This is a genomic window from Rheinheimera riviphila (assembly GCF_004005945.1).
Classification (GTDB): Bacteria; Pseudomonadota; Gammaproteobacteria; order Enterobacterales; family Alteromonadaceae; genus Pararheinheimera; species Pararheinheimera riviphila.
The window spans coordinates 1-26,296 of record NZ_SACS01000028.1; the positions used below are offsets into that span (position 1 = coordinate 1).

The window sequence follows — 26,296 nt, forward strand, 5'->3', positions numbered from 1 at the left end:
CAAGATGTTAAGCATGCCTTGAGCGTAGGGCGTACTCGCCGAAGGCAGTACGCCGTTATGCCTGCCAGAGTCGAATCATCGTCAAATCCTTGGCTTGGGGTTGTGGATTGACTGCAGCGACCGAAAGCCGCAATGATTTTGGGTATAAATCGCAAAAAAAACGGGGCCAGATTTTATCTGCCCCCGATTTTCGTTATCACAAATGGTTGTATTTCAGCGCATCAACGTCAAAGATCAGAAAAAGCTTTTCTTAAATTCGAGGCCGATGATCCGTGGTTCGTTGACAAAACCGGTCAGGTTGGCGAAATCAACCGCGCCTTTGACGTTATCTTCGTCGGTGATATTGCGACCAAACAGCGCCACTTCGTAGTTACCGTCGTAGTTCTGGTAACCAATCCGCAAGCCGGCTTCCATGTTGCTGCTACTGCGAAATTCCACAGATTCGTACAGGAACAGGTTAGTTTTACCCTGGACTGCAACGTCGGTGTAGAAGTAAATTTCGCCAGTGCTGACCGGAATATCGTAACGGGCGTTCAGCGTCAGGATGGTTTTTGGCGCTTGTGGGAACGGGTTGCCGTCAACATAGGCCAGAGTTTTGCCGCTTGCGACCACAGTGCGATCCAGCGGCGTACACATGCCTGAACCACAAGCACCAACCCGTAAATTGGCATCTTTCAGTTCGGTATTGTTGTAGCTGAAACCGCCACCTAAGGTCAGGTTCGCCAGTGCGCGCCAGTCAGCGTCCACTTCAAAACCGTAGCCGGTGCCTTTGTCAGCATTGACCAGCGTGTTACCGTTATTGGTACCGCCAACTGCCGATAACTGCATGTCATCGATGTTGTAATAGAACACAGCACCGTTTAAGCGCAGGGTGTTGCCAAGTAAATCAGATTTGGCACCCAATTCGATGGAGTTAATAGTTTCTGATTCAGCGGTCGTTGGATCTTCTTCAAACGCTACGTTGCGGCCTTGGATCGACTGAGCGCGGAAACCATTGGCGACCCGGGCAAACAACGAAGTCTGGTCAGTTAAGCGGTAGTTGGTTGCCAATTCCCAGCTCATTTGCCCATCATCGAGGCTGATCGGCGCATAGTTTTGAATTTGCGCTGCACCAATCACCAGCGCGAAGCCGTTGACGTTTTGCTCGCCGACATAAAATGATTTTTCATCGCGGGTATACCGAATACCACCGGTGACATCCCAGCGATCGCTCAGGTTATAGGTGCTTTGTCCAAACACCGCCCAGCTTTTGTTGTCGTGGAACACCGCAGTACGGCCGAAGAAACCGTCGATGCTGGTGACGCCAAAGGAAGAATCAAAGTAAAAGGCGCCGACTTGCCATTCCATCGCTTCTGCCGTATCGCTGGCTAAACGGAATTCCTGGGTCAGTTGTTTTAAATCTTTCAGCTGATCTTCTGTCACCGCATTGCCAACCGCTGATGGGCCCGGACCTGCCTCAGTACCACCGTCGATATCACCACGGCCATTACCGTCGGCTTGTTCATGCGCGGTGATCGAGGTAAAGGTCATGCCGTCCAGCTCAAAATCAAGCTTTAGCGACACACCCGAGTTGTCGTATTTCTGGAAGTTGTCACCAGCATCATAAGCCACGGTGTCGCGGTCATAATTCTGATTTAACTCATTGCTGCCTTTAGTAAAAACGTTACGGCGGAACATCGACGAAGTACCGTCTAGTTTGCGGCCGTGGGCATTCAGCAGCGCATCAAACTTGTCGCCTTCATACAAAAATTGCAGTCGGGCTGCGGTTTCATCAAAACCGCCCATCGCGTCTTTTTCGTTGGTAAAACTGTTGTTGATGTAGTCGTCACGGTGCTGCGACAGCACGGAAATCCGCGCCGATAATTGGTCCGTCAGACCTGAACCGACCGCGCCTTCGACATTGCGACTACCAAAACTACCGACTGAAAACTTGGTGTAAGCATCAAAATCCTGCCGTGGTTTGGCACTGGCAAATTTGACGATACCGGCGGTGGTGTTGCGACCAAACAAGGTGCCTTGTGGGCCGCGGATCACTTCAACCTGCTCGATATCAAACAGCGGGAAGCTTTTCAGGATCACGTTTTCCAATACCACGTCATCCATGATGACCGAAACCGGCTGGGATGCTGCCAGATCAAAATCGGTGTTGCCGAGGCCACGGATATAAAAACGTGGCGCCGCGCGGCCGTTTGACGATTCAGCATATAAACCCGGTACTTTCACCGCGAGTGCCTGAATATCGTCACCACCGGCAAAGATGGCTTCGAATTTTTCGCCCGACAAAGTTGCCACTGAAATCGGCACTTCCTGCGTGCTCTGGACCCGCTTTTGTGCGGTGACCATGATCCGTTCCAGTTGTTGATCGTCCTGTTTGGCTTTGTCACTTTCCTGCGCAAATGCAGCAGGAGAAAGACCAACAGTAGTCGCGATCAGTGCGACTTTGATCTGCAACGCTAGCTTGTTATGTTTGATTGTCATCAATGGGTTACCCTTAGCTTGCTTGAGTCTATGGAGTTGAGCATCTGTGTTCCCCAGCATTTTACCAATGCTGGGGATAGGTTGTGGCGTGCTCTAATTATGCGTTTTTAGTCGAAGCAGTAACGTATATGGTGTAGCAGCAGATCAGAGTGACTGCCACTACCCATCGCATTGGAGTGACCACAATGCATTTTATTACGGCGCGCTAATATAACGATTTTTGCCGACGAATGGTGGTTTTTATTGATTTTAGCTGCGAATTGATGATTTTTTGCTCGTTTTGCAGTGTGTCACTGCTGTAGTTTAGGCTGGAGGTAATTGCCGTGGCCGACAGAAATAAATCGCCGTGCGGCCCTGATGCGACGAATAATAGCTGACCGCCAACCGGCTCTGATGCCAGACCATGCCGGCATAACTGGTGTCACCGGCAGAAGGCAGTTGCAGCACTTCGGTGAGCGTTGTGCTGTCGACATCCAGCCAGGCCAGACTGGTGCGCACCCGCCTATCGTATAACCGTACCGCTGCCAGAATGCGACCATCCGGCAACAACAAACATTGTGGCCCGCCGACCCGGCAATTGAGCGGTTGCCAGGTCCAGTCAAAATAAGGTGGTTTGGCGATGCCAAGCAAGGCGACATCCGGATCGCGGCGTAGCAGGCACACCGCGCGCTCGTCGGGTAAAAACAACAAGGCGCTTTCATTGGGGTAACCCTGATTATTCAGCGTCTGTACCCAGACCGAAAAATTCACGCCATCTTCGCTGCGATAAAGCCGCACTAACCTCGGGCCACCGCCACATTTATAACCAATAGCCCAGGCGAAACCTTGCTGCCAGGTGAGACGCCATAACCAGACATTGGGCTCGCCAACGTCGATAGCCTCCGACCACTGTTCACCATCGGCCGAAAACCAGACATAAGACTGATAGGAATACTGACTGCGGTCATGCAAAGCGCCAGCGCCCAACAGTTGCAGTCGGTCATCGGGCGTGACCACCAGCTTGCCGTCGCGTAAATCGGCGATGCTGCTTTGAATAAGCGCTACGCTTTGCCAGCGTTTGCCATCGATACTTTTTAAGATGCGTAACGCACCGTCCGGTGACACATGGGCGGCAGCTTCGCGAAACACACAATAATAATGCCCCTGAAACAGGCATAAATCGGTAAAAGCATTGTGCGCACCATGGCGCCAAATCCGGGTTGCTGGTGCGCGTTTCAGCTGTGGCCTTTTGGCTAAGGGCCGGAATTTTTTACCTTTACGGATCAGTTGGGTTGCCATAGTTCGAACTTATTACCCTCCGGATCATAAGCCCAACCGAACTTGCCGTAGTCGCCGGATTCACGTTGCTCGTCCACCCGCACCCCGGCAGCTTCCAGTTGCGCCAGCATGGCGTCCAGATCGGCGACCCGGTAATTCACCATCATTTGTTGCTCGGCCCGGCCAAAATAGTTGCTGTCCTCTGCAAAAGTCGACCAGACGGTTTCGTCCTGCTCTTTGGCGTGAAAGCTGCCATAAGGGCTGTCCGGATACAGCGGCACGCCCAGGTGTTGTTGATACCAAAGTGCCAGTTGTTGTGGGTCACGGGCTTTTAAAAACACGCCGCCAATACCTTGTACTTTTTGCATCTGAAACTCCTTGCGCCTTGGTGATCAAGGGCGATGATCCCGAACTATTGCGGGCTACCGGTTGGCAGCCAGCTCAGCAGCTGATCGATAGAACTCATCTGCTGGTGTTGAAGTATTAATCGTTGACCCAGCGTTAACGCATGCTGACTGATCTGCAGTCGCACTGCGGGTGATTTAATCGTCCCCAGCGCCGGTGAGCGGAAAGTACCTATCACTTGCCGGATCAGTTCACAACCGGCATAACCGGTTAGGTCGCGCAGCACATCGGCGACAAATTGCTGTTGATACAGTTCGTTACCAAACAACGGGTCACGGCATTGTTGCCGGCAAATTTGCAAAAACTGCTGCACAAACTGCTGCCAGAACAACTTGATTTGATTGTGCAGGTAATTTTGTTGATCTTTGGCTTTGCTTTGATCAGGTTGCAGCGCCGGTGCCAGACAATAATGAAACATTAAACTGCCGACAAACAAACCGGCATCCAGCCCGAATGGGCCAAAACCAGTAAATTCGGCGTCGATCACTTTGAGCTGATCGGCGGTTGCAAAAATACTGCTGCTGTTTAAATCACCGTGCACCAGAGTCTGCGGTTTGCTGCGAAAATTGGCGGCCAGCGCGGCGACTTTCGCCTGCAGCTGTTCGTCCAGCCAAATATGTTGGGCCAACGGGTACAAACTGGCGTCGATTTGATTACGTTCGTTATTGCTAAAAGGGTCGTTGAATAATAAATCTTCGCTGATTTGCAGCGGCTCCGGGTTCAGGAACTGAATTTGCCGCGATTTTTTGGCCGGTAAATCTAACGAGAAATCGCTGTTGGCAAAACCAGCAGTGACAATAAATTCAGCCAGTTGGGTGCCAAGTTGTTGAAACTGCCGCCCTTCGGTGAGCGCGGTGCTGAGCAAAGTTAAGTGATCCAAATCTTCCAGCAACATCGCCGCCAGATCCACATCGTAATGCAGTACTTCCACCACCAGCAGCGGCGCGGCTTTACCAAAAGTTTGCAGCGCCTGCGCTTCAATCCGGCTGCGGTCCAGCGTTAAGGGCCAGCGATCGCTCAGCCCCCGCGCAAACGGCAGCGCCTGTTTTACGATCAGGCTGGTATTAAACTGGTTTTTCACCCGAAACACCTGATTCATATGATTATCGCCAAAGCTCACCGCAGTGAGTTTGCTGTGTTCACCAAATAACTCACTGTGCTGATTGGCAAATTGAATGGCATCTTCTGCGGTAAAACGACGGTATTGCGGCATCTGGCTGGTTCCCTGAAATCACGCTTTTACCTTATCATGGCATATCAACGCATTGCTGGGTATTTTTCAGCAGCAGATTTACTTGAATTGGGGAACATGATGCACGCCAGTAATTTTCAGTTGGATTTGTATTTAAAGCGGGTTGGTTTTGCTGGCGACGTTGCCGCCGATGCTTTGGCTGCTACTTTGGCTGCTACTTTGGTTGCTAATACTGCGACAGTAAAATCGCTGATGCAGCATCAATTGCGCTCGGTGCCGTTTGAAAATCTGGATGTGCAGGCTGGCAAGATTGTGTCACTGAACCCGGAAGATATAGTCCGCAAAATTATCGGTGACGATGGCAAGGCCAGTCGTGGTGGTTATTGCTACGAGGTGAACGCCTTGTTTGCGATGGCGTTGACGGCGCTTGGCATCGACTATCAGTTTGTGTTTTGCCGGCCGATGTTTTACCCGATGCGCCGCCCTAAAACCCATATGGCGCTGATTGTGAAAGTGCAGGGCGAACAATGGCTCTGTGATTTGGGTTTTGGCAGTTACGGTTTGCGCGCGCCGGTGGCGTTGTCACAAGTGAATCTGCCACAAACCCAGGAGTTTGATTGTTTCCGGCTGATTTCGCCAACCAGTGGCGAATATGTGTTGCAGGCACAGCTGGATGAGCAATGGGTCAGCCAATACGGTTTTGATTTATATCCGGCCGACTGGATTGACTTTATGCCAGCGAATTACCTAAATTCAACCCATCCTGACACCATTTTTGTACAGAAATATCTGGTTATTCAGCAACATGCGACCGGGCGCACCATGCTGGTCGGCAATGAATTAAAAGAATGGCAACAAGGAAAGGTCACGGTGACGCCGGTGGCAACGGATGAGCTTGCGAGCGTATTAAAACAGCAGTTTAAGCTGGAGCTGCCGGGCAAAAATACCTAACAATAATGACGATAACAACAACAACAACAACAACACCGCTGATGCAGCATTTTGAACTTAACTTTTTGTTTGAAGGATTATTCATTTGAAACACCAGACTTCATTGATGACCTGCGCCAGCCTGTTGTTGCTGGCCGGATGTAGCTCCACCCCAAGCAGCGTTACGGCCACAGATCCGGCAACCCGCGCTCAGCAATTGGCGCAACAACTGCTGATTGTGGATACCCATATCGATGTCCCTTATCGCTTAAAAGATAAGTGGGAAGATGTGTCGGTCAGTGCGCCGGGCGGTGAATTTGATTATCCACGCGCCAAAGCTGGCGGACTGAATGCGCCTTTTATGTCGGTGTATATCCCATCGTCGCTGGAGAAAAAAGGCGGTGGTTATCTGCTGGCCAATCAACTGATTGACAGCATGGAAGCCATTGTTGGCCGCGCGCCGGACAAGTTTGCCATGGCGCATCATTCGTCTGATTTAGCGCTGCATTTTAAACAAGGCAAAATTTCGCTGGCACTTGGGATGGAAAACGGTACGCCGATTGAAGGTAAGCTGGAAAATTTGCAGCACTTTTATCAGCGTGGCATTCGGTATGTCACGTTGGCGCACTCTGAAAGTAACCATATCGCCGATTCCAGTTACGATTTACGCCGTCGCTGGCAGGGCTTAAGCCCGTTTGGCGAGCAAGTGGTGGCCGAGATGAACCGGCTGGGAATGATGATCGATATTTCGCATGTGTCGGATCAGGCGTTTTATCAGGTGATTAAACTGACCAAAACACCGGTGATCGCATCGCATTCGTCGCTGCGGGCCTTTGTGCCTGGCTTTGAGCGCAATATGGATGACGCCATGGTGCAGGCGCTGGCGAAAAACGGTGGTGTGATCCAGATTAACTTTGGCTCGTCTTTTGTGGTGTCACAGGCCAATCAGTGGGGATTGCAATTTAAAGCAGCGTTGGCGGCGGCTCCCAAAGGCACCGACGAAAAAAGCTTTCGGGCGGCGTACCTGAAACAATATCCATATCCTTTCGCCAACGTCGACACTGTGCTTGATCACATCGATTACGTCACCAAATTAGTCGGCGTGGATTATGTCGGCATCGGTTCGGACTACGATGGCGTGGGCGATTCGTTGCCAGAGGGCTTAAAAGATGTCTCGACCTACCCGAATCTGATCGCAGGTTTGCTGCGCCGTGGTTATAGCGAAGCGGAGATTGAAAAAATTATGTCCGGCAATTTGCTGCGGGTGTGGCGTGCCGTTGAAGCACACGCGAAGTCCTGAAACAGTCGCGGCAAGGCGGGTGATTTGAGCTAGGCTTGAAAGATGCTCCTCTTGCCGGACGACGACGATGTTTCAGGTGCAATCAAAGAGACCCGTCATCCTTGAAGATGCGGGGTTGTTGTGGATTGGCTTGTTAAGCACAGCGGCGCTGAGGGTGGTCTTGACCGCATGTTTGCTTGGATTATTACTGATCACAGCGGTCGCCGAACCAGTGCGGCTGGTCACCAAACAATGGCCCGGTTACACCAACGCCGATTATAGCGGCGGTTACTTTGAACTGGTGCAACTGGTGTTGCCGCAAGAGCAGTATCAGCTGGCCATTCAGTTCAGTAATTTCAACCGGGCGGTGATTCTGGTGCAGAAACAGCAGGCGGAATTGGTGCTGGCAGTCGCGCGGGTTGATGGTAAACAACTGTTGTTATCAGAATATCCGATTGATGCAGATACCATTGTTGCGGTGTACCGGGACAATTTATTGCCCGCAACTAGCCCCCCGTTATTGACGCTGGCGCAATTACCGAACTACCGGCTAGCCTGGGATCTGGCGTACAACTATGGTCAGGCGATGGGGCTGGACGTGGCCGGTTATGAGGTGACGGACGTTACGCAAGGACTTGATCTGGTTAAAAAAGGCAGGGTGGACGTGTATCTGGCGGAGCAGTCCGATTTGGAATTCGCAGACTCGCTGACCACGCTGCGACAGCTAAAACTGCAGCAAAGCGAAATCCTGCAGCTGCCGGTGTATGTTGGTTTCCCGCGTTCGGCCAAAGGGTTACAGCTAAAACGATTTTGGGATCAGCAATTTAAGTTGTTGTTAAAGCAGGGGAAATTGCACAGTCTGTACGCGAAACATCCGGGCATGGTGCTGGCAACCAAGGTGCCGGACTGCGCGGTATCGGCTTGTTAAATCTGAAAAAAATGATAGGAATTTATGTTACTTGCGATCCATCACGTGGCCATTATCTGTGCTGATTATCAACGTTCAAAACATTTTTACAGCGAATTGCTGGGGCTGAAAATTCTGGCGGAAAATTACCGTGCTGAACGGCAATCCTACAAGTTGGATTTGCAGTTGCCGGATGGCAGTCAACTCGAGTTGTTTTCATTTGTCGGCGCACCACCAAGACCCAGCAAGCCTGAGGCGCAGGGGCTGCGGCATCTGAGTTTTGCGGTGCTTGATGTCGCTAACACAGTCGAATGGCTGCAACAAGCTGGCATCACAGTAGAGCCCATCCGGATTGACCCATACACCGGCGCTGCTTTTACCTTTTTTGCCGATCCGGATGGTTTACCGCTGGAGATTTATCAGGTTGCTGCACGGGTATAATTTGGGCTGTGGCCCACCCCGCATCTTCAAGGATGACTGGTATAGGCGCGGCAGAAACACCTCAACATCGGACGAACCAGCGCCGCTGCATTTTTTATAACCAAATCGTTTAACCTGACCAAAAATGCTACAGCCAAAGCATAATTATCTATGCTAAGGTGCTGCTTTTTGCAGCCAGAGATTTCCAGATGTCCAGCGATTTTAGCTTCCAGCAGGCTTTTGAGCAGCTCAGTTCCGCCCTTGCCAGTGTGGTTTTTTATTCATTTAATCTACAAGGTGTCGCCATTCCAGTCACTGTATTGTGGCTGATGTGCGGCGCTATTGTGTTCACTTTTTATCTTGGTTTTATCAATATTCGTGGTTTTCGCCATGCGATAGCCGTGGTGCGTGGCAAATATGCCAAACCGGAAGACAAAGGCGAAATCAGCCAGTTTCAGGCATTGTCGGCAGCGTTGTCCGGTACCGTCGGCACCGGCAATATCGCGGGTGTCGCAGTGGCGATTTCGCTGGGTGGCCCTGGCGCAACCTTCTGGATGATCGTGGCCGGATTTCTCGGTATGACCACCAAATTTGTTGAATGTACGCTGGCGGTGAAATATCGGGAAATTCAGCCTGATGGCACGGTGTCGGGCGGACCGATGTACTACATCAAAGCGGCGCTGGAAAAATATAACCTGCCGCGTACCGGCAAATTTCTGGCTGGTTTTTTTGCGGTGGCTTGTGTGTTTGGATCTGCCGGTTTTGTCCATGTTAATCAAGGCTTTGTACAGGTAAAAACCGTCACTGGTTTTGACAACGCCTGGTTGTTTGGAATTGTCTATGCGCTGTTGGTTGGCCTGGTGATTGTCGGTGGCATTAAGAGTATCGCCCGGGTCACCAGCAAATTGGTGCCCTTGATGTGCGGCATTTACCTGAGCGCAGCTTTGGTGATTATCGGGCTGCACTGGCAGGATGTTCCGGCGGCGATTTGGACCATTCTCAAAGGCGCTTTTGCGCCGGAAGCAGCTTATGGCGGTGTGATTGGCGTGTTGATCCAGGGCTTTCGCCGCGCCGCTTATTCCAACGAAGCCGGTATTGGTTCATCACCGATTGCACATTCGGCGGCGCGCACCAACGACCCGGTGTCGGAAGGCTTTGTCGGTTTGTTAGAGCCATTTATCGATACCGTGGTGATTTGTACCATTTCGGCTTTAGTCATCGTGATTACCGGTGCGTATTTGCTACCTGGTCTGGATGGCGTGCAGATTTCTTCCGCAGCTTTTGCTTCAGTGTTTGACTGGTTCCCGCTGGTGTTGATGGTCGCATTATTGTTGTTTGGGTATTCAACGGTGGTCAGCTGGGCCTATTACGGCCAGAAGGGCTGGGGTTATTTGTTCGGCGAACATAAAGCCAGTATCGGCCTGTACAAGGTACTCATTTGCTCAGTGGTGGCGATTGGCGCAGTGCCCAATGTGCTGGCGGTATTCGATTTTATCGATTCGATGATTTTCCTGATGGCGGTGCCTAATATTCTGGCGTTGTATTTGTTATTGCCGGAAGTGAAGGCTGATCTGCGGGCTTATTGGTTAAAAATTCAGGCACGCTAAGCGGTTCAAACGCAATAACAAGCCAGTCAGCATTACTGACTGGCTTGTTGTGTTAACGACTCAGATCAGAAAAAGCTGTAATCAACCCGGAAGGTGACACTGCGTTCTGGTGCGTAATCGATGGTCAGGAAGTTACGGGTATTGGTACCGCGTGAACGAGCCCGTTTGTAATCTTCAATTTCCGTATCAAACAAGTTGTTGACGAACACGCTTAATTTGGTTTGATCGTTGAGGTCAATTTTCGCTGATAAATTTACCCGGCGATAGGATTCTGCTGTATCAAAACCATCAATCCTGGCGTTAAAGTGAGATTTATACTCGCCGTAAGCTTCCACGTCCAAACGAACGGAAGTGGCTCTGGTGTACAGTGTAAAAGAATGATCCAGACCTAAATACGCATTGTATTTAGGTACCATCGTCATCCGCTGACCGGCTTTGGCTTGCAGTGAGTCCACATCATTCAGCAATTTTGCGTCGGTATAAGAGGCATTCAGCACCATATCGACACTATCGGTCAGATTCAGTTTGCTTTCCCACTCAATACCTTTGGATCTCGCTTTAGCAGCGTTGCCGGTATAAGTGAAACCACAACTTGGCATATAGATATCAACAATGACATCGTCCCAGTTGATTTGGTATACCGAACTGGAAAACTGAAATTTATTATTGATATTGCCTTTGACGCCAAGCTCATAGTTGTCAACGGTGTCACTGGTGTACCGGTCTTGCCGACCAGAAGCAAATTCATCGTTGCGGCAGGCATTGGCCAGCGGTCCGTTGTTGCCGCCCGGACGATAACCTTCAGCGTACATGGCATACACAGAGAAGGTTTCTTCAGGTAACCAGGACAGACTAAGTTTTTTGCGGTTGCCATCTTCAGCACCACTGGTAACGGCAACGCTTGGTTCGGCGCCAATCCAGATACCGCTTTGAACCTGATTTGAATAGTCTTCCAAATCGTAAAAACGGATACCAGCAGTTATTTCAAAACGACCAATATCCTGGGTTTCAATGCCATAACTCATTTCACCGAAGATTGCGGCTTCTTTATCCCACATGCTGTTAATGACGTTACTGTAGTTTTTACCACTGTCACCGTATAACACCTGGCCTAACTGCCCAACGTTATTCACCCCCAATGCTGCCCAGCTTTCATCCCAAGCCCAGGAATTCCAGTCGGAAAAAATCGCAATACTGGTCGGGTCTTTTTCATGATATTGCCATTGATAATTTGGTAAATGACCACGCCAGTTTTTGTCGTAAAAGCCTCCGACGGTCCATTTCAGCGCGCCATCGCCTGTGCTTTGCAAACGCAGTTCATGGGTAATCCGGGACGATGCATCGTCGTTCAGGATCCAGGTATTGACCATGTCGTCCATATCGAGCCGCGACCAGTTGTCCAAGCCGCTGGATTCAAATTCACGATATGAACCTGAGTAACTTAAGGTCGCCATGTTAAACAGGTTTTCCTGTTCGGCCTGCAGCGTTACCAGATCGGTTGAGGTATCCAAAGTGCCGTCTAAACGGTCCCATACGGTATATTTGTCACCGGATTTGCTGGTTTTATTGCCACCCCGGCATTCAGAACGGTTAGCCGTAGCCGCACAAGGGATGTCCTGATAACCAACACTGTAACCCCAGGGGGAATCAGCATCCGGCGTTGTTTCTGCGGCGGTATAATAACCGGGTTTAGATAAATCGGCAGACACTGTCCCAATGGAATAACGATTGTTACTCCATAAACCAAGATTGACCGACAGATCATCATCCACCTGATACAAAAATTGGCCACGAACATAGTCATTGCGACGCTCGCGTTGCACGCCGGTAAAGGTATTAACGATAGCGCCCGGTATGGTGGCGGAATGCCCGGTCAGGCGCATCGCCATTTTGTTGTCGACCAGCGGAACGTTCAGCACGCCCCAGGCTTGTAAGTTAGTGCCATCAATATTTTTGGTGTGACGGGTTTGTACCGATGTCGCCACTTCCATTTCATCGAGCTGTGGCTTTTTGGTGATGATGCGTGACGTACCACCAATCGCATTCGAACCCCACAAAGTACCTTGTGGGCCGCGTAAAACTTCGACCGCTTCGACGTCATACAGATCGCCAAAGTCATATGGAATATCATCAGTAAAGGCGCTGGTGGTGCCAGGCGCGGAGCTATTGCCGCCGGATAACCCGCGCAGTATTAATTCACCGCGTGGGTTGGCTGCACCGGCTAAGGTGCGGTACAAATCATCTTTATTCAGTAAATTCCGATTAGAAATTTCAACAGCAGACACCGAAGATACGCTCATTGGCACTTCAATCAGCGTTTCTTTGCGCTTACGTGAGGTGACGGTAATTAATTCGAATTCTGAATCTTCTGCTGCGGGTTTTGTGGTTTGGGTGTCTTGTGAGTAGGAATAGTTCGGTAAGAGTAAAGCGGCGACAACCGCCATCGACAGTGGTTTGCGTGTGTACTTGTGTACTTTCATATTTTTAGTTCTCTCTGGAAGTTATTGTTTTTGATGACAACTTGTCCTAGTTGCCTTTGCCATTCCGAAGCGCAAACTGCACTCCAATAACAACCTTAATAGAAAAAAAACTTTAGTAAACTTTGTGGCTAGAAATTAACCAGATAAATCTGACTGACAGCATGCGGGTTATCCCAGGAATGCCCGCAGATGATTTTTCCTTGCCCGCCTCGACAAAGCATACCTCTGCGCTAACACTGTGATGACAACTACAGGAGAATGGTGTGAAGCGACTGCAGAATTTGTTCCGGCAAGCCCACCCGGCCTGGCCCTTCGCGCTGGCACTGCTGGCATTAAACGGGCTGTTATTGACTTTAACCGCAGTGCTGTCCGTTGAGATCCTCACACCGGCATCGCTGCTGGTGAGCGCGCTGTTGTATGGGGCGGTGAATCTGCTGCTGTTCGTGCCGTTATGGCTGGCTATCAGCTGGCAGCGCAAAATAACCACGCTGCAACAAGATTTTGGCCAGTTTGAAAACCAACTCAATCAGCTACTGACCGGTTCGCATTTACCGCTGGCGCAGGACGACAGCCTGACCGACAAGCTGTTGGTATTGCAGCAAAATCAACAGGCTTTAAGCCGGCGGGAGCAGGAAATCCGCCATCTGGTGCGGGTGCAAGGGCTGATTGACCACGATCTGGCGATTGGCAACCGCATCTATTTTGAAAGCAAATTGCAGCATTATCTGGTCGATAGTCACGAAACGCCGTTTGGGGCGTTTTTCCTGATCCAAATTAGTCACCCCAATACTGACACCAATCCGATCACCGCCATTCAGCGGCTGGCCGGTTGCGCTGAATTGCTGACCCAGCTGACCGCTCATCTGCCGCAGGCGGTGTTAGCGCGTTTAGCTGAAAATGATTTAGCGGTGTTGTTGCCTGGGATGGAGCAAAAAGACGCCGAAACCTGCGGTGACCGAATGGCGTCGATTTTGAGTCGTTCCAGCTTTTTTGTCGATTATCCGGATTTTGATGTGCTGCATATCGGTTATGTCATTTATCAGCACGGCCAAAGCGCGTATCAGGTGATGGCGGAAGCCGATATGGCGCTGAAAACCGCGCAGTTACAGGGCCCGAATGCAGCTTATGGTTTTTATCCGACCCATAAACCGAAAATTAAAGGCTCGGTCTGGTGGCGGACTGAACTGACCAACGCCTTAAAAGAGCAGCGGTTTTTACTAAGCTTCCAACCGGTGTTTTCCTGGGAGCAACATGATGTGATCCAGCATGAAGTGCTGGTGCGGTTGCATACCAGCGAAAGTGACAAACTCAATGCAGCCGTGTTTTTGCCGATGGCGGCGAACTGTGGTTTAAGTCAGGCGATTGATCAGTTTGTGCTGCTGAAAACCGCCAAATTGTGTCAGGCCGAAAATATTGGCCAGAGCCGCTGCAGTATCAATTTGTCGGTGGATACGGTGCTGAGTAAAGACTGGCACGCCTGGTTGCTGGAGATGATTAACAGCCAGCAACTTAAAGCCAGCCAGTTTGCCTTTGAATTGGATGAATATCATCTGCTGAAACATTACAAAAAACTCAAGCCGAAATTGATCCAGCTGCAAAAACTGGGGTTTGCGCTGATTGTGGACCATGTGGGCCTGACGATTGAAACTTGTCCTTATCTGGATGAATTGCAGATTGAAGCAATTAAGTTACATCCATCGGTGGTGCGGCAGCTGGATCAGCAGCTGGAACAACAGTTGTTTATCCGGGGGTTGATCGCCAGTCATTTTGCCAAAGGGGTGAAAGTAATAGCGACCGGAGTTGAACATCAGCAGGAATGGCTGGTACTGAAAAAACTGGGCGTCAGCGGCGCGCAGGGCTTTTATTTCAGCCAACCGTTGGCGCGGATTATTCCGCAGGATCAGCCGGTTTGAAGCTGGTCAGTTTGCGTCAGTTAGTGTGTGCCTGTTAGTTGGCTCCCGATAATTTACAGTAGTCAGCATCACGGATAAGCGAGCGGTATCTAAGGCCAGCAAGGCCCTGCAGACCACCGGTATGGAAAAACGCGATGCGCCGATATGGTGCCAGTTCGCCCCGCGCTAGCAGTTGCAACAGGGTATGCAGCGCTTTGCCGGTATACACAGGTTCGGTGTAAATCTGCTGCGTTGCTAGCTCCAGACAAGTGTGTAAGGTTTCAGCGGTAAATTTGCCATAAGCACGATTGGTCAGCTCCGGCTGTAACTGCCAATGCCATTGGCTGGCAGGTTCCGGCAATAAGACGCTGATTTTCTGGCTTAGGCTGGCATCTTTGACGACAGAGATGCCGAGCACCGGGGTGCCGTTGCTACCAACAATTAAGCCTGCGATGGTGCCACCACTGGCGCTGGCGCAGCACAACAAATCAGCGGGTCCGTTTGGCGTGGCGGCCAGCGGCAATTCCGCCACCCCTTGCACCGCAGCGGCAGAAGTGCCGCCTTCGGGGACAATTAAATAATCCGGATACTGTTGTTGCAGTTCGGCCAGCAGCATCGCCGTCGTTTTGGTTCGATAAAGAGCAGGACTGACAAACTGCAACTGCATGCCTAACTTGCGGCATTGTTGCAGCGTTGGGTTCGCCAGATCCGGCTGGTGACTGCGCACCACACCGACAGTCGAAAAGCCAAAATGCTGACCGGCTGCAGCCAAAGCCAGTAAGTGATTAGAGAATGCGCCACCAAAACTCAGAATTCCGCTTTTGTTATGTTGTTGTATTTGCTGGATGTGATACTTTAGTTTTAACCATTTATTGCCAGCGATGGACGGAACCGCGCAGTGGAGCTGGCAGATCCAAACTTCAGGCTGCGGTTGTTGCAGCAGCGCGAGATCAAGGCGTTGCCACTGCAGCTGATAAAACGGATCGGACATAACCAGATAATTCCAATAATAACGACAAGAAGATTATACCTAAAGTCATTGAAGTTTCGGCTTCAGGCATGAAGGTTATATACCCAGAGTCATTGAGGTTGCGTTCAAGGATGAAGGGTATTGGTCTCGGGGCTACAAGATGATCCAGACACTTGCCAAAGTATTTAAGCGCACCACAGGTGGCGATTCCAACAGTGCAGCCATCGCTGCGCTCCATCTGCAAGCCGACAGTTTAAAACTGGTGGTGTTGCACACGCATCCGTATCGGGTTGAAAAAGTAGAAACTCTGCTGTTATCACCGGACAAAAGTCTGGCGCAAGCTGCTAGCCAACTGGCGGGTGAACTTAGCGGTTCAGTGCCGCTGTGCCTGGTGCTGTCCGCCGAACGTTATCAGTTGATCCAACTGGATAAACCGGCGGTGCCGGAAGCTGAAATGTTACAGGCGTTGCCATGGCTAGCCCGCGAGCTGACCTCGGTCGCCGTTGATGATATGTTATTGGATTACCTCGATTTACCAGAACAAGCAGCGCAACAGACCGCCCGCATTAACGTGGTGGTGACGGCGAAAAGTAGTTTGCTGGAGCTATGCCGTGAATTGCAGCGGCGAAAAGTGCAACTGGTGAACATTCAACCGGAAGAATGGTTGCCACGTAATTTACTGCCAATCCAAAATGCTGCCGTGATGCTGATTGTGCATCAGCCGGGGCAAGAACTGATGCTGCAGATTATCCGGCAGGGCGCTTTGTATTTTTCCCGTCGTCTGCGTGGTTTTAATCGCATTGACCAATACGGTATGACCGAATTATCGCAAGGTATGCTGGATAATCTGTTACTCGAAGTACAACGGTCGCTGGATTATTTTGAAGGTCAGCAGCGCCAGGCACCGGTGAAAGAAATTCTGTTTCAGATTGCCACGAATGAATTGCCGGCCATCGTCAAATACTTCGCCGATAACGGTTTTGTGCAAGTGCGCGCGCTGGATTTATCGGCGCTGCTGCCGGGTTTAAATAAAGCAGAACAACAGGATTATTGGCTCACGGTCGCCGGGGCGCTGGAACTGAATCAGCCGGTAGCGGCAGTCACAGGAGCGGCGTTATGAAGCTTCGGGTGAATTTATATCAGGTGGTGTTACAGCCGCGACTGGAAAAAATGCCGTTAAAGCAGGTGGCCTGGCTGGTCGGTGCGGTTTTAGTATTATTGACGGTGGGTGGCCTGTGGAATTACCAGCAACTGTTGCAGCAACGCCAACAAGCTGATTTGGTGGGTAAACAAGTACAAAATAAACTCAAAGAGCTGGAAGTGTACCAAACAAGCCTGTCCGGTCGGCAGCCATCGCTGATGTTGCAACAGCAAGCGCAGCAGCTGCAACAAAGCATCGGTCAAAAACAACAGCTATTGAGTTACCTCAAACAGGAAATCAGTAAAACCCCTCCCCAATATTCGCAGGTGCTCAGTCATCTGGCGGCCATTGATTTACCCGGCATCTGGCTGACCAGTTTTCAGCTTGGCCAGCAGCAACAATTTAGCGGCGTGGTCAAAGACAGCCAGCTATTACCACAATGGTTACAGGCACTTGGCAAAAATGCGTTATTGCAGGGCCAAAGTTTTGATGGGGTGAAACTGCAACCTTTAACACAAGCGCCTTATTTAAGTTTTGACGTTAGCGCGCGGCCTGCTTTGCTGGCTGAAGAAACCTTGTTGCAGGCGCCTGTGATATCACCAACAACAGCACCGGCAACAACACAATCAACACAAGCAACTCCAACAACACCAGCCAGCGGAGGTCAGCCATGAGCCAGTGGCAACAATATTCCGAGCGCTTTTTAAAGCTGCAGCTGCGCGAACGTTACCTGATTGGTTACGGTTCGGCGTTATTGCTGTTGTGGCTAGGCGCGTTATATCTGGTGCAGCCGTTATGGCAGATGCATGTGCAGCTGAAACAGCAAAATCGCAGCAGTTTGCAGCAAATTGTTGGTTTGCAGCAGCAGATCGATGAAGTGCAGCAGGCGTTAAGCGTCAATCCGGATCAACAGGTACAGCAAAATATCGACAGCATGCTGGCGACAGAACAGCAGTTACTGAATCAAATCCGCAGCGTGACCGGTCGTTATATTAGCGGCGAACAAATGGTGCAGTTGCTGCAGGATGTGCTGAACCAGCAACAAAATATCCGCTTGATTGCGCTGGAGAATTTACCAGCGAAAGCGGTGATGTTGCCGGGAGCTGTGAATACCGTAGCCGCTGATGGCAATGCATCCAAGGACAAGCCGCTGCTTTACCGCCACGGCACCACACTGACTTTCGCTGGCCATTACGCTGGCTTACAACAATTGCTGCAACGCTTAGAACAACTGCCCTGGCAATTGCACTGGCGCACGCTGGATTATCAGGTGAAAGAATATCCACAAGCAGAGTTGCAACTGGAACTGGAAACGGTAAGTGAATATGACAGTTATCTTAAAATTTAAGCTGTGGCTGCTGGCTCTGACTGCATTGCTGCTGGCACCGGTGGTGCTGGCGGCTGATCCAACGCAACCTGAAGTGCAGTTACAGCTGTCAACCACCGCGGGAACAACGCAGACCGCAGCACCGGTATTGCCAAAGCTCAGCATGATCCGATCGCAGGGTTCGCGCCAGCAGGCTTTGATCAACGGGCAATGGCTGAAAGCTGGTGAAAAAATCGGGGCTTATCAAGTCCGCAGCATCAGTGCCAGTCAGGTGACCCTGATGCAGGGTGACCGCAGCCTGCTGCTGAATCTTTTTCAAACAACAACCACAACGAAGTAGCGAAAATGATGCTGAAAAAATCTCTTTTATTGATGACCATGTCGCTGCCGTTACTCAGTGCCTGTCAGGCATTGCAGGAGCCCAAAGCCGCCCGCAATACTCAGGCTGAACTTGAAAAAATGCAGCAGGCCGCACCCGCACAACAGCCATTGCAAGTGCCTGCCGCAGTCCAGGATGACTTGTTAAGTCCACTGCCACCGCAGCGCGCAGATTTACTGCAGCCGCGTTTTAACGTGTCGGCGCTCAATGTTGAATTGTCAGAGTTTTTTGCGTCCTTAGTGCTGGATTCGGACTACAGCGTGATGGTGCACCCATCGGTGCAGGGCCAAATTAGTCTGCAACTGAAACAAGTGACCTTGCCGGAAGTGTTGCAGGTCATTCAACAGATGTACGGTTTTGATGTACGGCTGACCGGCAATGTGTACCAGATTTATCCGGCGGGCCTGCGCACTGAAACGATTGCGGTGAATTATCTGCTGATGCAACGGGTCGGGCTGTCGTCGATTGCGGTGAATTCCGGTGGCGTGTCGCAGGACAATCAAAATAGCGGCAACCAGAACAATCGCTCGAACCAGAATGGTCAAAACAATCAAAATAGTAACCAGAGCAACAATCAAAACGGCCAGCAAAACGGTCAGCAAAATCAGCAACAACAGTTTAATGGCAGCACTATTCAAAGCGGCAGCACCACCGATTTCTGGAAAGATTTGGAAAAAGCGGTCACCGGTATTTTAGGTGGCGGCGAGCAACGCGCGGTGGTAGTTTCACCACAAGCTGGGTTAGTGACAGTGCGCGGTATGCCCGATGAAATTGCTGCGGTGCGGGCGTTTTTAACTCAGTCCGAACAACATTTACAGCGCCAGGTAGTGCTGGAAGCCAAGATTATTGAAGTCACTTTAAGCGACGATTACCAGCAAGGCATCAACTGGCAAAACGCGCTGGCCAATATCGGTTCGACCGATTTTCGGATTAACACCGGCGCCGGTAGTTTTGGCAATGAAGTCAGCCAGCAAATTGGCGGCCTGACCACCATTGCTTTTCAGAATGTCGATTTTAGTGGTGTGATCAGCCTGCTGGAAACGCAGGGCGATGCCCAGGTGCTGTCGAGCCCGCGGGTGACGGCGATTAATAATCAAAAAGCGGTGATCAAAGTCGGCCAGGACGAATATTTTGTCACGAATGTTTCGAATAACACCTCGACCTCCGCGAACGGCGTAGAAAACTCGACGCCTTCGGTCACCTTACAGCCGTTTTTCTCTGGGATTGCGCTCGACGTCACGCCGCAAATTGACCAGAACGGTCAGGTTATTTTGCATGTGCATCCGTCGGTCACCGAAACAGCTGAACAAACCAAAACCATTCAACTCAGTGACGATCGCATCGTGCTGCCATTGGCGCAAAGTAATATCCGCGAATCCGACACCATTATCCGTGCCCGCAACGGCGAAATTGTGGTGATTGGTGGTTTGATGCAAACGGTGATTAGCGATAGCGAAAGTGGTATTCCGGGCTTGTCGTCGCTGCCACTGCTCGGCAATTTATTTAAGTCCAAAACCAAAACCGAAAAGAAAAAAGAGCTGGTGATTTTACTTAAACCCACAGTGGTCGAAAGTGGCGTCTGGCAGCAACAAATTCAGCAGTCCGGTGATCTGGTGCGGGACTGGGCGCAGCAACGCTGATGATGTATCTGCAGCACTTTGGCATGCAACAAGCGCCGTTTGGTCTGACGCCAAATACTGCGTTTTATGTTGATTTGCCAACCCATCAACAAGCGATGGAAGTGCTGCAAGTGGCGCTGGCGCAAGGTGAAGGTTTTATCAAGGTGACCGGCGAAGTCGGCACCGGTAAAACGCTGCTGTGCCGCAAGTTATTACAAGAAGCGCCAGCACATTGGGCTTTGGCGTATCTGCCGGACCCAAATCTGTCGCCGTTGGAACTGAAATGGGCGCTGGCGCTGGAACTGGGTTTAAAGCAGTCGGCCAATATCGACGGCCCGCAGCTGGCACAATTATTACAACGGCAACTGATGCTGCTGGCATCGCAGCAAAAACAAGTGGTGCTGCTGATTGATGAAGCGCAGGCGTTACCCGATGACACACTGGAAGCGCTGCGGTTATTAACCAATCTGGAAACAGAGCAGCGTAAATTATTGCAGGTGGTGTTGTTTGGCCAGCCCGAGCTTGACCGGCGTCTGGCCAGTTATCAGTTCCGGCAATTGCGGCAGCGGATTAGTTTTTCCTATCAGTTGGCGGTGCTGAACCGGGCACAAGTGCAGTGTTATCTGCAGGCAAGATTACAAGTGGCTGGCGTCAGCAAACAGCTATTTCAGCCACTGGCGCTGTGGGCGTTGTGGCATTACAGCCGAGGCATTCCAAGGCTTGTGAATATTCTGGCGCATAAAGCCTTGATGCTGGGGTACGGCAAAGGGCTGGCGCGTATTGGCTTGTCGCAGGTGTGGCAGGCGGTGCTGGATACCGAAGATGTAAAACCGGCGCTGCATTGGTGGCCGTGGCTGGCTGCAATGCTGGTGCTGGTGTGGTGGTGGATGCCACCTGGAGTGATATGAGCGTTATTAATCAGATGCTGCGTGACCTCGACAAACAACAACCTGCCGCTGACGGGGCTTTAGCGGCTGGGTCAGTGGCGGCTGCGTCTATGGCAACTGGTTCTGTGATTAGTACCGCGCATGGTGCGGCTGGATCGGGCAAAAATCTGCTGCGGCCACTGCTGTTTTTGTTGTTGGCAGGGTTTATTGGCTGGTTGATTTGGCCTTTAGTGCAGGCGCGGTTGCAGGAGCCGGTGCCAGTTGCTGTTTCGGTGCCACAGACAGAACCAAAAACAGAGCCAAAAACAGAACCAAAAACAGATTTAGTTTTGCCGCCAGTAGTGACGACAGTAACAACCGAAGCAGAGCCAGCAGTGGTTACCGCGCCACAACCGGAGCCAATCACGGCAACCAAAGAAACCGCTGCTCCTGTGATAGCAGAACCTGTCGCAGCAACACCAATCATCGAAACTCAAATCATCGAAACGCCAGTGCCAGAGTCCGACAGCGAAGTTTATCCGGCAACACCAGCGCCCGATTTATCAGCAGCCACTGCGGCCATCAAACAACCCAGCAGCATGCAAGTCGAAAAGGTGCTGCAAGACCCAAAAGTAGTGGCGGCCGAGCAAGCACGGGAACAACAACTACAACAGCTGCAGCAACTTTTACAAGGGGCGCGTCAGGCCAGCCAGCAACAACAATGGCAGCAGACTTTAGATCTACTACAGCAAATTCCGCCGGAGTTTAGCAGCGCTGAGAGCTGGCAATTACAGGCCAATGCCCGGCAGCAACTGGGGGATTTTCCAGGCGCACTCGCCAGCTGGCAGCAATTATTGCTGTTAAAACCGCAACTTGCGCAGGCCTGGCTTGGCAAAGCATTAGCACATGATCAACTGGCGCAATTACCGGAAGCGCGGGCGGCCTATCAGCAGGCTTTTGCGTTACCCGGTTTATCGAATGCCAGTCGGCAATTTATTCAACAGCGATTAGCGCAATAATTAAAGCGGCGAATTGAGAGCATATTGATGGAAAGACCTCGTTTAAAAATGCGATTGGGTGATTTGCTGGTGCATGAAGGCATCATCAGCGAACAGCAGCTCGGTCGCGCGCTGGCGGAACAAAAACAAACGGGTCGCAAACTTGGCGCCAGCCTGATTGATTTGGCATTTTTATCGGAAGAACAATTGCTGCAGTTTTTGGCGCAGCAGCTGAATGTGTCGTTTTTAGATATCACCAAATTACGGATTGACCCGAAAGCCGCGCAGCTATTACCGGAAGTGCACGCCCGTCGGTTGCGTGCTTTGGTGCTGGAAGATCGCGGCCACTCGGTGTTGCTCGGTATGAGCGATCCGGCCGATTTATCCATTCTCGACCAAATCGCGCCGTTGCTGGAACCCAAAGTTATTGAAATTGCGGTGGTGCGCGAAAGTCAGCTGATTGAAGCTTTTAACAATTTGTACCGGCGCACCAAAGAAATTGAGTCGATTGCGCATCAATTACAGGAAGAATACGAAGACACCGATGCCATTGATTTTACAGCGTTAAGTGCAGAAAACGACAAAGACAACACCATAGTCCGGTTATTGCAGTCGTTGTTTGAAGATGCGGTGCAAGTGCGGGCTTCAGATATTCATATCGAACCTGACGAACAAGTGCTACGCATTCGCCAGCGCGTTGATGGTGTATTGCAGGAAAATATCCTGAAAGAAACCGGTATCGCTTCGGCGCTGGTGCTGCGGTTAAAACTGATGGCTGGTTTAGATATCTCCGAAAAACGCTTGCCGCAGGACGGCCGTTTTCAGATCAAAGTCAAAGGCCACACCATTGATGTGCGGATGTCGACCATGCCGGTGCAGCATGGCGAATCGGTGGTGATGCGGTTATTAGACCAATCGGCCGGTTTATTGTCGCTGGACGAAACCGGTATGCCGGACGATTTACTGAAAAAACTGCGACGGATTATTCAAAGCCCACACGGCATGGTATTGGTCACAGGCCCCACCGGTTCGGGCAAGACGACTACGTTGTATGGTGTGTTGTCGGAGCTGAACCAATCCGGAGTGAAAATTATCACGGTGGAAGATCCGGTGGAATACCGCTTACCGCGAATTAATCAGGTACAAATTAACCATAAAATCGGCCTCGATTTCGCCGGTGTACTGCGCACCAGCTTGCGGCAAGATCCGGATATTCTGATGGTCGGTGAAATGCGCGACCAGGAAACCGCCGAAATGGGCCTGCGTGGCGCCTTAACCGGCCATTTAGTGTTGTCGACTTTGCACACCAACGATGCGGTCACCAGCACCTTGCGGTTAATTGATATGGGCGCGGCGCCTTATCTGGTAGCGAGTGCGCTAAGAGCCATTGTTGCGCAGCGGTTAGTGCGGCGGATTTGTCAGCATTGCAAACAGCCGTATCAGCCCGACGAGCTGGAACAAACCTGGTTGGCGCATTTTAAAGCCAAAGGCGAGCTGAAATTCTGGCAAGGTCGTGGTTGTCAGTCCTGTAATTTCAGCGGTTATAAAGGTCGGCTCGGCGTGTTTGAACTGTTGGTGATCAATAAGCCACTGGCCGACGCGTTACGTCGCAACGACAGCGAAGAATTTGCGCAGCTGGCGTATCAGTCGGAAAGTTTCCGTACCCTCGGCAGTATGGCGCTGGATTATGCGCGGCAGGGCATCACCACGCTGGAAGAAGTGATCAAAGTCTCTGAATACGTGGAACTTGATGACATGAAAGCCGACGGAGCCAGCAACTGATGGCCAACTATCGATATGCAGCGCGCGACCAAAACGGTCAGATGCAAAACGGCGTGATTGAAGCGGGTAGTGAAACCACCGCCGCCGATTTACTCAGCCGCCGTTTGCTCATTCCGCTGCAGATTGAGCTTATTCCGGATAAATCAGCGCCCTGGTGGCAGATGAGTCTGAGCCAGCCGAAAGTTGGCCTGATGGAGCTGATTGTATTCGCGCGGCAGATGTATTCGCTGATGCGGGCTGGTATTCCGATTATCCGTGCTATTCGTGGTCTGGCCGACAGTACCGCTTCCAAAGCGTTAAAATTGGTGCTGTCGGATTTAGCCGATCAGCTGGAAAAAGGTCGTAATTTATCGGTGGCGATGGCCAGTCACCCAAAAGTGTTTAACCGGTTAATTGTTAGCATTGTGCATGTCGGCGAGAACACCGGTCGGCTGGATGATGCGTTTTCGCAGCTGTCAGATTATTTCGAACAGGAAATGGAAACCCGCAAACAAATTAAACAGGCCACTCGTTATCCGATGTTTGTGTTGTTAGCGATAGTTGCGGCGATGGTCATTCTGAACCTGTTTGTCATTCCGCAGTTTGCCAATATGTTTGCCCGGTTTAACGCTGAATTGCCGTGGGCGACCCAGGTGCTGCTGGCGACTTCGAACTTTTTTATTAATTACTGGCCGTTTTTATTGCTGAGCCTGTTGGTAGCCACCGTGGCTTTGTATCGATATCTGCACACGCCAAACGGCAGTTATCGCTGGAGCAAGCTGAAATTACGGCTGCCGATTATGGGCGACATTATCAACCGCGCGACGCTGGGCCGGTATGCCCGCAGTTTTTCACTGATGCTGCGCGCCGGGGTGCCGCTGACCTCGGCGTTAAGCCTGGTGGCGGAAGCGGTCGACAACGATTTTATGGCGGAGAAAATCCGCGAGATGCGGCGCAATATCGAGCGCGGCGAGAGTCTGGTGCGGGTGTCCGGCCAGAGCAATTTATTCACACCGCTGGTGATGCAAATGCTGGCGGTGGGTGAAGAAACCGGTCAGGTCGATGATATGTTGCAGGAAGTAGCCCTGTTTTATGAACGGGAAGTGGCGTTTGACTTAAAAAGTCTGACCGCCAAAATTGAACCGATCCTGATTGTGATTGTGGCGGTGATGGTATTGATCCTGGCCTTGGGTATTTTCACCCCAATGTGGGACATGCTGAACGCTTATAAAAAGGGCAGTTAAACAGAACTTGGCAATTGTCAAAAAAGCTGTCATTAATTAGTGATATAACAATTAAACTTTATTCCTGCGGAGCAATACCATGAAATCTATGTCAAAACGGCAACAGGGTTTTACCTTAATCGAATTAGTGATTGTAATTATTATTCTGGGTTTATTAGCAGCGACCGCGTTACCGCGGTTTTTAGGCATCTCTTCTCAGGCTGAAAAAGCTTCAGTTGAAGGGATTGCTGGTGGGTTTGCATCTGCTGTTGGTATTGCCCGTGCACAATGGGAAATTGCTGGGCGTCCAGCAGGTACAGCCAATTTGGCAACTATTACTTATGAAGGTGCACTAACTATCAGAGTTGATGGCCGTACTGGTTTTCCTACTGGTGGTGGTGTTCATGATGGTATGGATGAAAATGATTGTTTGGCAATTCTTGCAGATATCTTTCAACCAGTGCCGACAGCTGCGGTTACGTTGGTTCCAGCAAACTCCTTGTATGTACGTGCAGCAGGAAATGACTGTATCTATCACTCTACAGAAGGGTTAACTACCGCACCGACAACTACTGTAGGAAATAATAGTTTTACTTATGATCCACAATCAGGTTCTGTGATCACGAACCTGAATAAACCATAATTATTGTAGCGGAAATGGAACTTTTTTATGAAGCGTAATCAAGGTTTTACCCTCGTTGAACTGGTCATCGTGATCGTGATTCTGGGCATTTTAGCGGTCACCGCAGCACCGAAGTTTCTAAACTTTGGTACTGATGCCAAGGTCAGTACATTAAATGCTGTAAAGGGCAGTCTCACTTCAGCTGGTGCAATGGTGTACGGTAAAGCAGTATTGGCAAGCAAGCAGGCGTCAGCAACAGCGACTTTAACTAACCCGGCGATTGACATCGTGTATGGTTATCCGGCTGCGACTGTAGTGGCAGTTCAGGCGGCGGTTGATATTGAGACTGCAGAATGGGACATCAGCTTGGAAACCGGTCCGTTAGTCGCGATTCGTGCTAAAAATAAGGCATATGTTGCGGCGGGTGCTGCCGACTTTGCGACCACAGCTTGCCAGGTTACTTATGCTCCAGCAGCCTCGGCGACCGCTAAACCGGTAATTACCGTGTCAATCGGCGGCTGCTAAGCCGCCGTTTTGGCCAGT

General features: G+C 50.8%; 23 protein-coding genes. 17 read left to right on the forward strand and 6 right to left on the reverse strand.

The window, feature by feature from the left end; all coding sequences use genetic code 11:
• Window positions 1-234: 234 nt before the first annotated feature.
• From EOE67_RS18390 to mtnK, 4 genes are all read right to left on the reverse strand, one after another.
• Complete coding sequence (locus tag EOE67_RS18390) at window positions 235-2,478, reverse strand: TonB-dependent receptor (RefSeq protein WP_127700793.1); 2,244 nt, start codon at window positions 2,476-2,478, stop codon at window positions 235-237.
• A gap of 303 nt (window positions 2,479-2,781) precedes the next feature.
• The gene (locus EOE67_RS18395; RefSeq protein WP_240652876.1) at window positions 2,782-3,756 is read right to left on the reverse strand and encodes an exo-alpha-sialidase; all 975 of its coding nucleotides are present in this window, start codon (window positions 3,754-3,756) and stop codon (window positions 2,782-2,784) included.
• Window positions 3,741-4,103, reverse strand: coding sequence for a VOC family protein (locus EOE67_RS18400; protein ID WP_127700794.1), 363 nt, complete (start codon window positions 4,101-4,103; stop codon window positions 3,741-3,743). The genes EOE67_RS18395 and EOE67_RS18400 overlap by 16 nt, the downstream gene beginning before the upstream one ends.
• Before the next feature lie 44 nt (window positions 4,104-4,147).
• Window positions 4,148-5,353: an S-methyl-5-thioribose kinase gene (gene mtnK, locus EOE67_RS18405; protein WP_127700795.1), complete on the reverse strand. Its 1,206-nt coding sequence runs from the start codon at window positions 5,351-5,353 to the stop codon at window positions 4,148-4,150.
• 36 nt (window positions 5,354-5,389) lie between these two features.
• On the opposite strand from mtnK, the gene EOE67_RS18410 reads away from it, so the two are divergent.
• The 5 genes from EOE67_RS18410 to EOE67_RS18430 all read left to right on the forward strand — a co-directional run bounded on the left by EOE67_RS18410 (window position 5,390) and on the right by EOE67_RS18430 (window position 10,475).
• Window positions 5,390-6,283 carry an arylamine N-acetyltransferase family protein gene (locus tag EOE67_RS18410; protein WP_240652877.1) on the forward strand — a complete coding sequence of 298 codons (894 nt, stop codon included), beginning with the start codon at window positions 5,390-5,392 and terminating at the stop codon, window positions 6,281-6,283.
• An 85-nt stretch (window positions 6,284-6,368) separates the two neighbouring features.
• Entirely contained in the window at window positions 6,369-7,562 is a 1,194-nt protein-coding gene (locus tag EOE67_RS18415; protein ID WP_240652878.1) for a dipeptidase, read from the forward strand.
• A gap of 67 nt (window positions 7,563-7,629) precedes the next feature.
• Window positions 7,630-8,469, forward strand: a complete 840-nt coding sequence (locus EOE67_RS18420; RefSeq protein WP_127700796.1) for a hypothetical protein — start codon at window positions 7,630-7,632, stop codon at window positions 8,467-8,469.
• A gap of 24 nt (window positions 8,470-8,493) precedes the next feature.
• Window positions 8,494-8,889: an SMU1112c/YaeR family gloxylase I-like metalloprotein gene (gene gloA2 / locus EOE67_RS18425; protein WP_127700797.1), complete on the forward strand. Its 396-nt coding sequence runs from the start codon at window positions 8,494-8,496 to the stop codon at window positions 8,887-8,889.
• Window positions 8,890-9,077: 188 nt separating this feature from the next.
• A complete protein-coding gene (locus EOE67_RS18430) occupies window positions 9,078-10,475 on the forward strand; it encodes an alanine/glycine:cation symporter family protein (protein ID WP_127700798.1) in 1,398 nt (465 codons plus the stop codon).
• Window positions 10,476-10,540: 65 nt separating this feature from the next.
• Here the strand turns inward: EOE67_RS18430 and EOE67_RS18435 are convergent, their stop codons facing one another.
• Window positions 10,541-12,955: a TonB-dependent receptor gene (locus tag EOE67_RS18435; protein WP_127700799.1), complete on the reverse strand. Its 2,415-nt coding sequence runs from the start codon at window positions 12,953-12,955 to the stop codon at window positions 10,541-10,543.
• A gap of 263 nt (window positions 12,956-13,218) precedes the next feature.
• Between EOE67_RS18435 and EOE67_RS18440 the strand changes: the two genes are divergently transcribed.
• The gene (locus tag EOE67_RS18440; protein WP_127700800.1) at window positions 13,219-14,868 is read left to right on the forward strand and encodes an EAL domain-containing protein; all 1,650 of its coding nucleotides are present in this window, start codon (window positions 13,219-13,221) and stop codon (window positions 14,866-14,868) included.
• 34 nt (window positions 14,869-14,902) lie between these two features.
• On the opposite strand, the gene EOE67_RS18445 is transcribed toward EOE67_RS18440, so the two are convergent.
• Window positions 14,903-15,838: a 1-aminocyclopropane-1-carboxylate deaminase/D-cysteine desulfhydrase gene (locus EOE67_RS18445; RefSeq protein WP_127700801.1), complete on the reverse strand. Its 936-nt coding sequence runs from the start codon at window positions 15,836-15,838 to the stop codon at window positions 14,903-14,905.
• A gap of 139 nt (window positions 15,839-15,977) precedes the next feature.
• On the opposite strand from EOE67_RS18445, the gene EOE67_RS18450 reads away from it, so the two are divergent.
• From EOE67_RS18450 to EOE67_RS21030, 11 genes are all read left to right on the forward strand, one after another.
• On the forward strand, window positions 15,978-16,937 hold the full coding sequence (locus tag EOE67_RS18450) for a hypothetical protein (RefSeq protein WP_127700802.1): 960 nt from the start codon (window positions 15,978-15,980) through the stop codon (window positions 16,935-16,937).
• The gene (locus EOE67_RS18455; RefSeq protein WP_127700803.1) at window positions 16,934-17,632 is read left to right on the forward strand and encodes a hypothetical protein; all 699 of its coding nucleotides are present in this window, start codon (window positions 16,934-16,936) and stop codon (window positions 17,630-17,632) included. Before EOE67_RS18450 ends, EOE67_RS18455 begins: the two co-directional genes overlap by 4 nt.
• On the forward strand, window positions 17,629-18,306 hold the full coding sequence (locus EOE67_RS18460) for a hypothetical protein (protein ID WP_127700804.1): 678 nt from the start codon (window positions 17,629-17,631) through the stop codon (window positions 18,304-18,306). Before EOE67_RS18455 ends, EOE67_RS18460 begins: the two co-directional genes overlap by 4 nt.
• Window positions 18,284-18,625 (forward strand): hypothetical protein, encoded by a 342-nt coding sequence (locus EOE67_RS18465; protein WP_127700805.1) that lies wholly within the window; start codon window positions 18,284-18,286, stop codon window positions 18,623-18,625. Before EOE67_RS18460 ends, EOE67_RS18465 begins: the two co-directional genes overlap by 23 nt.
• A 5-nt stretch (window positions 18,626-18,630) precedes the next feature.
• Window positions 18,631-20,304 (forward strand): pilus (MSHA type) biogenesis protein MshL, encoded by a 1,674-nt coding sequence (mshL, locus tag EOE67_RS18470; RefSeq protein ID WP_127700806.1) that lies wholly within the window; start codon window positions 18,631-18,633, stop codon window positions 20,302-20,304.
• Complete coding sequence (locus tag EOE67_RS18475) at window positions 20,304-21,191, forward strand: ExeA family protein (RefSeq protein ID WP_276317455.1); 888 nt, start codon at window positions 20,304-20,306, stop codon at window positions 21,189-21,191. The genes mshL and EOE67_RS18475 overlap by 1 nt, the downstream gene beginning before the upstream one ends.
• Window positions 21,188-22,168 (forward strand): ribonuclease E domain-containing protein, encoded by a 981-nt coding sequence (locus EOE67_RS18480; protein WP_127700807.1) that lies wholly within the window; start codon window positions 21,188-21,190, stop codon window positions 22,166-22,168. The genes EOE67_RS18475 and EOE67_RS18480 overlap by 4 nt, the downstream gene beginning before the upstream one ends.
• 27 nt (window positions 22,169-22,195) lie before the next feature.
• Window positions 22,196-23,929, forward strand: a complete 1,734-nt coding sequence (locus EOE67_RS18485) for a GspE/PulE family protein (RefSeq protein WP_127700809.1) — start codon at window positions 22,196-22,198, stop codon at window positions 23,927-23,929.
• Window positions 23,929-25,152 (forward strand): type II secretion system F family protein, encoded by a 1,224-nt coding sequence (locus EOE67_RS18490; protein WP_127700811.1) that lies wholly within the window; start codon window positions 23,929-23,931, stop codon window positions 25,150-25,152. The genes EOE67_RS18485 and EOE67_RS18490 overlap by 1 nt, the downstream gene beginning before the upstream one ends.
• A 79-nt stretch (window positions 25,153-25,231) precedes the next feature.
• Window positions 25,232-25,774, forward strand: coding sequence for a prepilin-type N-terminal cleavage/methylation domain-containing protein (locus EOE67_RS21025; RefSeq protein ID WP_276317456.1), 543 nt, complete (start codon window positions 25,232-25,234; stop codon window positions 25,772-25,774).
• A gap of 27 nt (window positions 25,775-25,801) precedes the next feature.
• Entirely contained in the window at window positions 25,802-26,278 is a 477-nt protein-coding gene (locus EOE67_RS21030; protein WP_127700813.1) for a pilus assembly FimT family protein, read from the forward strand.
• Window positions 26,279-26,296 lie beyond the last annotated feature (18 nt).

Coding starts and splice junctions, on each gene's coding strand:
- EOE67_RS18390 (WP_127700793.1), bottom strand. CDS start 2,478: ATGACAATCAAACATAACAAGCTAGCGTTGCAGATCAAAGTCGCACTG.
- EOE67_RS18395 (WP_240652876.1), bottom strand. CDS start 3,756: ATGGCAACCCAACTGATCCGTAAAGGTAAAAAATTCCGGCCCTTAGCC.
- EOE67_RS18400 (WP_127700794.1), bottom strand. CDS start 4,103: ATGCAAAAAGTACAAGGTATTGGCGGCGTGTTTTTAAAAGCCCGTGAC.
- mtnK (WP_127700795.1), bottom strand. CDS start 5,353: ATGCCGCAATACCGTCGTTTTACCGCAGAAGATGCCATTCAATTTGCC.
- EOE67_RS18410 (WP_240652877.1), top strand. CDS start 5,390: ATGGCATATCAACGCATTGCTGGGTATTTTTCAGCAGCAGATTTACTT.
- EOE67_RS18420 (WP_127700796.1), top strand. CDS start 7,630: ATGTTTCAGGTGCAATCAAAGAGACCCGTCATCCTTGAAGATGCGGGG.
- gloA2 (WP_127700797.1), top strand. CDS start 8,494: ATGTTACTTGCGATCCATCACGTGGCCATTATCTGTGCTGATTATCAA.
- EOE67_RS18430 (WP_127700798.1), top strand. CDS start 9,078: ATGTCCAGCGATTTTAGCTTCCAGCAGGCTTTTGAGCAGCTCAGTTCC.
- EOE67_RS18435 (WP_127700799.1), bottom strand. CDS start 12,955: ATGAAAGTACACAAGTACACACGCAAACCACTGTCGATGGCGGTTGTC.
- EOE67_RS18445 (WP_127700801.1), bottom strand. CDS start 15,838: ATGTCCGATCCGTTTTATCAGCTGCAGTGGCAACGCCTTGATCTCGCG.
- EOE67_RS18450 (WP_127700802.1), top strand. CDS start 15,978: ATGATCCAGACACTTGCCAAAGTATTTAAGCGCACCACAGGTGGCGAT.
- EOE67_RS18455 (WP_127700803.1), top strand. CDS start 16,934: ATGAAGCTTCGGGTGAATTTATATCAGGTGGTGTTACAGCCGCGACTG.
- EOE67_RS18460 (WP_127700804.1), top strand. CDS start 17,629: ATGAGCCAGTGGCAACAATATTCCGAGCGCTTTTTAAAGCTGCAGCTG.
- EOE67_RS18465 (WP_127700805.1), top strand. CDS start 18,284: ATGACAGTTATCTTAAAATTTAAGCTGTGGCTGCTGGCTCTGACTGCA.
- mshL (WP_127700806.1), top strand. CDS start 18,631: ATGATGCTGAAAAAATCTCTTTTATTGATGACCATGTCGCTGCCGTTA.
- EOE67_RS18475 (WP_276317455.1), top strand. CDS start 20,304: ATGATGTATCTGCAGCACTTTGGCATGCAACAAGCGCCGTTTGGTCTG.
- EOE67_RS18480 (WP_127700807.1), top strand. CDS start 21,188: ATGAGCGTTATTAATCAGATGCTGCGTGACCTCGACAAACAACAACCT.
- EOE67_RS18485 (WP_127700809.1), top strand. CDS start 22,196: ATGGAAAGACCTCGTTTAAAAATGCGATTGGGTGATTTGCTGGTGCAT.
- EOE67_RS18490 (WP_127700811.1), top strand. CDS start 23,929: ATGGCCAACTATCGATATGCAGCGCGCGACCAAAACGGTCAGATGCAA.
- EOE67_RS21025 (WP_276317456.1), top strand. CDS start 25,232: ATGAAATCTATGTCAAAACGGCAACAGGGTTTTACCTTAATCGAATTA.
- EOE67_RS21030 (WP_127700813.1), top strand. CDS start 25,802: ATGAAGCGTAATCAAGGTTTTACCCTCGTTGAACTGGTCATCGTGATC.